6 protein-coding genes are annotated in these 5,883 nt (G+C 43.4%); all 6 read left to right on the top strand.

From position 1 onward, the window contains the following. Positions 1–337 precede the first annotated feature (337 nt). The gene (locus AC29Z1_RS12280) at positions 338–1,687 is read left to right on the top strand and encodes an SLC13 family permease (RefSeq protein ID WP_488271754.1); all 1,350 of its coding nucleotides are present in this window, start codon (positions 338–340) and stop codon (positions 1,685–1,687) included. 144 nt (positions 1,688–1,831) lie between these two features. After that, a complete protein-coding gene (locus tag AC29Z1_RS12275; RefSeq protein ID WP_488271753.1) occupies positions 1,832–2,383 on the top strand; it encodes a hypothetical protein in 552 nt (183 codons plus the stop codon). A 357-nt stretch (positions 2,384–2,740) separates the two neighbouring features. After that, positions 2,741–3,136, top strand: a complete 396-nt coding sequence (locus AC29Z1_RS12270; protein ID WP_488271752.1) for a SoxR reducing system RseC family protein — start codon at positions 2,741–2,743, stop codon at positions 3,134–3,136. Between the two features lie 49 nt (positions 3,137–3,185). Continuing rightward, a complete protein-coding gene (gene rsxC / locus AC29Z1_RS12265; RefSeq protein WP_488271751.1) occupies positions 3,186–4,511 on the top strand; it encodes an electron transport complex subunit RsxC in 1,326 nt (441 codons plus the stop codon). 12 nt (positions 4,512–4,523) lie between these two features. Continuing rightward, positions 4,524–5,498 (top strand): RnfABCDGE type electron transport complex subunit D, encoded by a 975-nt coding sequence (locus tag AC29Z1_RS12260; RefSeq protein ID WP_488271750.1) that lies wholly within the window; start codon positions 4,524–4,526, stop codon positions 5,496–5,498. A 6-nt stretch (positions 5,499–5,504) separates the two neighbouring features. Then, positions 5,505–5,883 (top strand): RnfABCDGE type electron transport complex subunit G (locus AC29Z1_RS12255; RefSeq protein ID WP_488271749.1); only part of this gene is annotated, 379 nt, incomplete at its 3' end.

The raw sequence follows: 5,883 nt of genomic DNA, 5'->3' as shown, positions 1-5,883 counted from the left end.
CCTGCTCCACTACACTTTATGCTTTACCCCAACATTTGACAAAGAACCCTTTTTTTTTTGCTTTGTAGATGATGAATAGGCTCAGTTTTTCTAAACTTACCAGAAGATTAGGTGAAATGATTGTTCCGCAGACAGACTTATCCTGTGAGAAGGGGTCTGGCCGTTAAGAGGAAAAGCTTACAATACAAATAGGTAAGAGGTATTGTGAACTAACTGCATAACAAAAAAGTCCCCAAGGTGGTATTTTAATTAAGCAATAGTGGAATAGTATAAAAAAGTGCTTGTTTATAGTTCAAACAGAAGAGTGAGATACACTTAGATGTGGGAGGAATTCTAAATGGATATTTCTATAGCAGCAATAATGTCAATAGTTGCCTTGGTGATTGTTGTAATTATTAGCTGTGTTAATGAAGATCTCAATGTTGGTTTCCTTAGCATTGCATTTGCCATAATTGTTGGCGGCATTTGGGGCGACACGGCAGGCACGAAAATTCTTGGCTATTTCCCAACCAGCTTATTTATGATTTTGGTTGGAGTGACCTTTCTTTTCGGGATAGCACAGACCAACGGAACCATGGAAAAACTAACGGCTTACTCGGTTCGGTTATGTAAAGGCAATACGGCGATTGTGCCATTAATCGTGTTTTTACTGACAACCTTTATTGTTACGATCGGACCTGGCAATATTGCTGGTACTGCACTGATGGCTCCTGTGGCAATGGCAATTGCTACCAGGATTAACATGCCGGCCTTTCTTATGACCTTGTTGGTTGTCGGTGCCGCAAATGGTGCAGCTTTCTCACCGTTTGCGCCGACGGGTATTATTTCTAATGGTATTATCGCTAAAATGGCACCAGAACTAGGGATTGCAGCCGATCAACTGAGTGGTTTAGCTTGGAAGATTCATTTTAACTCAGAAGTAGCGCAAGGCTTTGTAAATATCGGCGGCTTCTTTGTTCTTGGCGGCTGGGCTTGGATTCAGAAACAGCGTGGTCAGGCTCTGGATATTGATGAATTGGCTCCTCGGCCTGAGCCGTTTAATAAGCATCAAATGCTAACCCTTGCGGCGGTTTTCATCCTTATCCTTTTGGTTATTTTACCTGGTTTGCCTGCTACTAAAGGCTTATTTTCAAATGCTATGCTGAACATCTTAGCTAATGTAGGAACTATCGCTTTTATTCTTGCCGGCATACTTATGCTGACTGGTTCAGGTGATAGCAAAGCGGCCATCAAAGTAATTCCCTGGGGCGTAATTATGATGGTGTGCGGCGTTACAGTATTAATTGAAGTTATGGATAAAGCCGGCGGCCTTAACGCTATGGTAAAACTAATTGGTGCGATATCCAATCCGACAACCATTAATGGCGTGCTTGGTTTTGTAACCGGTTTGCTCTCGGCTTATTCCAGCTCTTCCGGCGTTGTCATGCCGATGTTTTTACCAATGGTTCCCGGTCTTATCAATGAAGTGGGTGGTGGTGACCCCATAGCGCTGATCTCTTCCATCAACATTGGGGCCCATCTTGTTGATACCTCACCGCTTTCCACGCTTGGGGCATTATGCATTGCTTGTGCAGGTGAACATGAAGATAAGGCGAAATTGTTTCGCAACCTGCTTATTTGGGGTCTGGCGATGTCGGTTGTTGGTGGTATCGTCTGCTATGTATTCTTTGGCATACTGGGCTTTTAGGCGCAATAAAAGGCTGGGAATCTTTCCTGGCTTTTTTGCTATTTTGCAGCGCCTTTTAACCTTAAGCGTAGAGGAGGAATTAATAAGTTGAGAGCGAATACGTTGTATAGCTGCGTATAGCTGCTTTAACGGAGGCTTGAACCAGTGGAAAAAGTAGTGGTACAATCAGAGATAAGCAAAAAAAACTTAATTGTCATGATAATTGCTGTAACGGTGTTTGCGGTTTTTGGTATACTTTCCCTGTACAAATGGCTTGCGCTTAGCGTGTTTCAACCAGTGGAATTGATGACTGAGTTGCTGATTGTTTTTGTGCTGATTGAGCGAATGTCAGCCAAATACACCTATGAAATGGATAAGAAAGTCCTTAGGTTGGTCAAACACGGCTTATTAGGCCGTATAGTTCACGAGGTACCTTATCGAGATATTTTTGGTATATATCGTTATAAACCGCAACTTATCGGTGTAATCAAATTCCGTCGTACCTACCGATTTCATTCGGCGCTTGACAGCAGGGATGTCTGGACAGTAGCTTATGCTGCAACTGGACGTAAGGGAAAAAAAGAATATAGGCGCTTTTATATTAAGCCAGACCAGCATTTGCTTGCGGCATTGCGTTCAAAATTGCCTAATAAAGTTGTGGCAGAAGAACAAGTCATTAAAGATGTCTTATTAAAAGAAGAAAATACCTATAAATAAGTAAGGATATTATTTTTTATATACAAATTTTCCGGAAAGCCTTTTTGAAAGTTACAATTAACTCTCAAAAGAGGCTTTTTGGTATTTGAGGATGTAAAAATTTAAGAATTTGTACAAAATTTCACAAAAAAACTATAGTAATTTTTTTGAAAATCTGGTATTGTAAATACAGTTAGAATTTTTTTAATTTACTAAAGTTATTTTTGTCTGGCAAGTGAAAATTTTAATTTATGTAAATTAGCAGGTAATGAATACTTTTGCTCGAATATATATATTTTGTTTACAAAGCCGCTATGCAAGAATGCATATCACCTGTCAAAGGGGGGATAAAAACTGGAAAAGCTGCAAGAAGGCATTGTGCTGGAAGTAATCGGTAATATGGCTAAAGTAAAGGCCAGCCGCCATAGCGATTGTGAGAACTGTGGCAGTTGTCCAGGCAATAAGGCGATAGTAGTTGACGCACTAAACCCGCTAGGAGCAAAAAAGGGACAGCGTGTAGCTATCGAAGTCAAAGAAGTAAATATGCTGAAAGCTGCCTTCATTGTGTATATGTTGCCGCTTATTGCTGCTGTTGTCGGTGCTTTCGCTGGTAGTTACCTGGCAACTCTTCAGCAAGCGGCAAGTCCAGTATGGTATCAGATAGGCGGCGGAGCTATTATGGTTGGGATTTCGATTCTCTATATCAAGTACTTTGATCGCAATGCCAGAACCAATGACAAAATGAAACCGGTTATTGTCCGGATTTTGTCATAGGAGGGCTATAATAGGCGATTATAATGCACCAAGTAAAAGGAGTGAAATCATGGCAAAAAGCTTTCGCGGGGGGGTTCACCCCGACGACCGCAAACGGTATACGGCTGCTAAAGCAATAGAAGTAGCGCCAATACCGCAGAAAGTCATCATTCCTACCAGGCAGCATCTGGGAGCGCCTTGCGCACCGATAGTCAAGGTGGGCGATTTGGTCAAGAAAGGACAAGTAATAGCTGAGGCGCAAGCCTTCGTTGCTAGTCCGATTCATGCCTCAACATCAGGAAAGGTGGTAGAAATTGCCGAATATCCTCATCCGGTTTTTGGTACTTGCCAGGCAGTTGTCATTGAAAGTGACGGCAAGGATGAATGGGCACCAGGTTTACCACTTAACCGTGACTGGCAGTCACTTGATGTAAAGGAATTGAAAGAAATTATCCGTCAGGCAGGTCTGGTTGGTATGGGAGGAGCAACCTTTCCAACCCATGTAAAAATGTCGCCGCCGCCGGAAAAGCCTATTGACTCATTTATTCTAAACGGCGCCGAGTGCGAACCGTATCTGACTGCTGACCATCGAGTAATGTTGGAGCAAACCGACCGTATTATAACCGGCATGAAGATTGCTATGAAAATTCTTGGCGTAAGCAAAGGTTATGTTGGCATTGAAGAAAATAAACCCGACGCCATAGAGATTATGCGTAAAGCCTGTGCTGGTTCTACTATTGAAGTAGTACCGCTTAAAACCAAATATCCGCAAGGGGCGGAGAAAACCTTAATTAAGGTTATTCTGGACAGAGAAGTACCGTCTGGTGGCCTGCCCATGGATGTAGGTACTGTTGTTCAAAATGTTGGTACAGTGGTAGCTATGGCCGATGCTGTTGAGAAAGGAATTCCCTTGATTGAGCGTGTGGCTACCGTTACCGGTGGAGCTATTGCTGAGCCCAAAAATCTCTTGCTCCGGATTGGAACCACTTTTGCACAGGCCATTGAACTCAGTGGTGGCTTTAAAGAACAGCCTGTCAAAGTCATTATGGGTGGTCCGATGATGGGAATAGCCCAGCGTACCCTCGATGTTCCGGTAATAAAAGGTACATCCGGTATACTGGCGCTAAGTGCAGCCGATGTAAATATGGGACCAGAGAAACCATGTATTCGTTGTGGCCGCTGTGTAGATGCCTGCCCAATGGGACTTATTCCTAGTATGCTGAGCATTCTAGGCGAACGGGGCGTTTATGAAAAGGCAAAAGAAGAGTATGACCTACTTGATTGCGTAGAATGTGGTTCTTGTGTATATGTATGTCCCGCAAAACGCAATATTGTTCATTATATTAAGTTATCCAAAGCACAGAATGCAGCAGCTGCGGCTGCGCAAAAGAAATAGGAGGTGGGCGGTATGAGCGCAGAGACAAAACTTAACGTTGGTACCTTAACCGTTTCAGCATCACCGCACATCAGGTGCGATGAGTCGATAGCAAAAATTATGTGGACTGTTAATCTGGCGTTGGCGCCTGCGGCTCTTTTCTCGGTATATCGTTTTGGCATGCCGGCCTTGACTACCATGGTCATTTGTATTGTTGCTGCCGTGGTAACCGAGTATCTTGTTCAAAAATGGCAAAACAAACCAATTACTATTAATGATGGCAGCGCTTTTCTTACCGGGCTGTTGCTGGCTATGAATATTCCGCCTACACTGCCTTGGTATATGCCTGTATTTGGTACTGTGATCGCTATTGCGGTAGCTAAGCACACCATGGGCGGATTAGGTTACAATATTTTTAACCCGGCGCTGGTTGGGCGTGCTGCCTTGTTGGCATCTTGGCCGGTAGCGATGACAACCTGGCCGGAGATGTCCAGTAAAGTTGATGGAGTTACCTCCGCTACTCCGCTTGGTATTTTAAAATTGCAAGGATATGAACAACTTGTTGCCATATTTGGTGACAAAATGGAAATGTATAAAGCTCTTTTCCTAGGTTCCCGTAATGGTAGTATGGGTGAAACTTCCGCATTGCTGTTGGTTCTTGGTGGTATATTCTTAATTTATCGTGGATACATCAATTGGCAGATTCCCGTTTTCATGATTGGTACAGTTGGTATTTTGACAGCAGCTTTCGGACATGATCCTATCATGCACATGATGTCAGGTGGACTTATATTAGGTGCGTTCTTCATGGCGACAGATATGGTTACTATTCCTATTACTCGTAAAGGTCAGATTATCTTTGCTGTGGGAGCCGGGATTCTTACTGTGTTGATTCGTTTGTTAGGCGGTTATCCTGAAGGTGTTTGTTATGCAATTTTGCTGATGAACTGCGTAACGCCGCTTATTGACCTTTTGGTTAAGCCTACGAAATTTGGGGCAAGGAGGTAATTGGCCATGGCACACGATGCACACGCACATGATGACAAAAATAATAGCATTTTTCGAATTGCTATGAATTTAGCCATAACATGTTTATGCTCAGGACTTATTATTGCCGGGGCATTCGCCATCACCGAGCCGGCTGCGGCTGCGCAGCGCGTAAAAGCAAAAAATGACGCTATGAAAGAACTAGTAAAAGATGCTCAAACCTTCCAAGCGATTGACGGCAAAGAAGGTTGGTATGCCGCTATCAAAGACGGTAAAGTCATTGCGTATGTGGTACCTACGAGTGGTAAGGGTTACGGCGGTAAGATTGAGATGTTGGCTGCGGTAACTACCGATGGTAAAGCCATCGATTATAAGGTCTTAAAGCATGCTGAGACTCCCGGACTTG

This window comes from Sporomusa sp. (genome assembly GCF_057736855.1).
This window is presented reverse-complemented; position numbering and strand designations above follow the sequence as displayed.